The sequence below is a fragment of the Companilactobacillus bobalius genome, assembly GCF_009764355.1.
The window spans coordinates 1-3,186 of sequence record NZ_LNUA01000043.1 but is presented as its reverse complement, the minus strand read 5'-3'; the positions used below and the strand labels follow the sequence as shown (position 1 = coordinate 3,186).

Genomic DNA, 3,186 nt, shown 5'->3' with positions numbered 1-3,186 from the left:
TTAAGCTTCTCCACGCCGAAAGTAGTTGGTGGGAAACTACCCGCGAGGATAGGTAGCTGCCACGCTAATGGTAAGGAATCAACCAAATGGTTGGTTTCTTTTTTTGTGTCCTCAAGCATTTTCAATGCTTGGAGGCACATCCAATAATAGAAGAGACCAGTCAAGATGATTCTAGCGAATCACTCGACCGGTCTCTTTTTTACTTATATATAAAACTAATAATTGGGCCGTATAAATTAGTTATCAACTGAGTTATTTAAACATATCATATGATTTCTACTCATATTTTTAGGATCTTAGATAATCTGGAATCACACAATACCATTCTGTACTCAATGTAATTCCAACAATAATTTTTATTTATATATTATTATTTGTTTTAAATTTACTAATTGTAAAATCATTATCCATTGCAGTTTTTAGAGTCTTTAATAAAAAATTAAGATTCCGATAGTAGTGCAAAAGTATTAATATAGTACAAATAGAAAAATTTGCGATTAATATCAATCATTTTATCTATAGTGATCTTTTCAAAATTTTTGTCCGTTCCATTCAACAATATGTTTTGTATGTCATAAATTCATTATTATTTTCGGATATGCTTATTGTTATATCAGAACTGTGATTGTAGACTTCTTTTTAACGGAGAATACTTTGGTGAATTCAAAGTCGCCATAGAAATGATCTGTAAATCAAAATATTACTTTGAGTCATTTATTGAGGATAGATAAATCCTTAGTTAAGGTGTCAACTGGAATTAAAAAATTAGAATGATTACGAATAGTTCATTCTTATTTATGGTGGTAAAGGGGGATTGTATTGGTCGATATATCTATGACTGAAGATATTAATCAAGAGTTGTTTGGATCAAGAGGTATAAGATCAATCTTGAATATATTTATATAACTCATGTATGGACCACCTCTTTAGGTTAATGTGATTAAAGAATTTTTTTCAGGTGTAAAGATCATTATTATGAAAACTACAGTGGATGGAATACCCGCAGTGATAGAAATTCTGCATGCAGATAAGTTACTAAGGCGATGGCGGAGTTAACGATAATTTTGATTTAGAAAAGTTATTTGATTGAAATTATTAAAAACAGTTTTACCGATACTCACAATATAACTAGCTGTTGAATTTCAGATGATTGATTGTTGCCGGAGATGTTGCGTATAATGAAATTCTGTTGTAATTACTCCGACTGGAGACAGTATTATGAATATAAGGTTTCTGTGAATGATGATCCCATTATTTTTGATAACACGATTCAGTACCTTGAGGATTTAAATCGATTAGTTGAAGATACAGAGGTTCCGGATATTTACTTGAACAGATGATGAAAAACTATCTTAACTTTGTAAACCTTGGATTACTATAAAGTGCTGTGTATTCAATCGTATATTAAAAGTGTTTATAATGGCCGTTGCTAGTAATTGAGATTTGTATTACTAATTACAGTAGAATAATCAATAATATAGGGAAATGCCTTTTTCGAATAGCGTTCTTTACGTACAGTTATGTATATTGAATCCAATAAGGCTTTCTATATGTATGTATTTGGATATTATAGATAGAAATGGAGTTGCTTTCGATTTAATATGAAGATATTCGAGTTACCAATATGTTTTATGAAGGTCAATATGATACATTTGTTAGAAGAATGGAATTCATAATAGTTAAAAGTCTGAATCTTAATTATATATTTAAATGGATTACTCAGAATTTGATTACGTCACCTGTAAAATAATCCGAATAATATGTGATTGATTTATAGGGAACACACGGCCGTCGGGTAACATTGAAGTTCCAGAATATATTAATATTTGTCTTTAAAAAAACCTACAAATTATTTGCATATTTTTGTTGACGTATCGTTCTGAGATTGGTATTCTAATATACGTTGTCTCGTAAGTTACCAACTAGACCAATTCAAACGATTGAAATTAGTTGTTGACAGAGATAATGATAAAATGGTATTATTACTAAGTTGTCGCTTGAAGATGACTTATCAACAAGAAACATTGTTAAATCAATTTTCTTGTTGACATCATATCATTTAGATGATATGATAATTAAGCTGTTAAGTTAATTAACAACTGGTAGACCTTTGAAAACTGAACAAAGTTTTAACACTAAAATTGTGTAGGCCAACATTTATTTGTTGGATTTACAACGAAGTCAATTCGCTAGTATTTTTATTTATGAGTCACAAACTTTTAATATGAGAGTTTGATCCTGGCTCAGGACGAACGCTGGCGGCATGCCTAATACATGCAAGTCGAACGAACCAAACTGTTGATTGAAGCTTGCTTCTTGATTCAGATCTTGGTGAGTGGCGGACGGGTGAGTAACACGTGGGTAACCTGCCCAGAAGTGGGGGATAACATTTGGAAACAAGTGCTAATACCGCATAACAACTTAGATCACATGATCTTTGTTTAAAAGATGGTTTTGCTATCTCTTCTGGATGGACCCGCGGCGTATTAGCTAGTTGGTGAGGTAATAGCTCACCAAGGCGATGATACGTAGCCGACCTGAGAGGGTAATCGGCCACATTGGGACTGAGACACGGCCCAAACTCCTACGGGAGGCAGCAGTAGGGAATCTTCCACAATGGACGAAAGTCTGATGGAGCAATGCCGCGTGAGTGAAGAAGGTTTTCGGATCGTAAAACTCTGTTGTTGAAGAAGAACATATGTGAGAGTAACTGTTCACGTACTGACGGTATTCAACCAGAAAGCCACGGCTAACTACGTGCCAGCAGCCGCGGTAATACGTAGGTGGCAAGCGTTGTCCGGATTTATTGGGCGTAAAGAGAATGTAGGCGGTTTATTAAGTTTGAAGTGAAAGCCCTCGGCTCAACCGAGGAAGTGCTTCGAAAACTGGTAAACTTGAGTGCAGAAGAGGAAAGTGGAACTCCATGTGTAGCGGTGGAATGCGTAGATATATGGAAGAACACCAGTGGCGAAGGCGGCTTTCTGGTCTGTAACTGACGCTGAGATTCGAAAGCATGGGTAGCAAACAGGATTAGATACCCTGGTAGTCCATGCCGTAAACGATGAGTGCTAAGTGTTGGAGGGTTTCCGCCCTTCAGTGCTGCAGCTAACGCATTAAGCACTCCGCCTGGGGAGTACGATCGCAAGATTGAAACTCAAAGGAATTGACGGGGGCCCGCACAAGCGG

General features: G+C 35.6%; 1 rRNA gene. It reads left to right on the top strand.

What is annotated here, in order from left to right:
• Window positions 1-2,220: 2,220 nt before the first annotated feature.
• Window positions 2,221-3,186 (top strand): 16S ribosomal RNA (locus ATN92_RS12565); the annotation flags it as partial.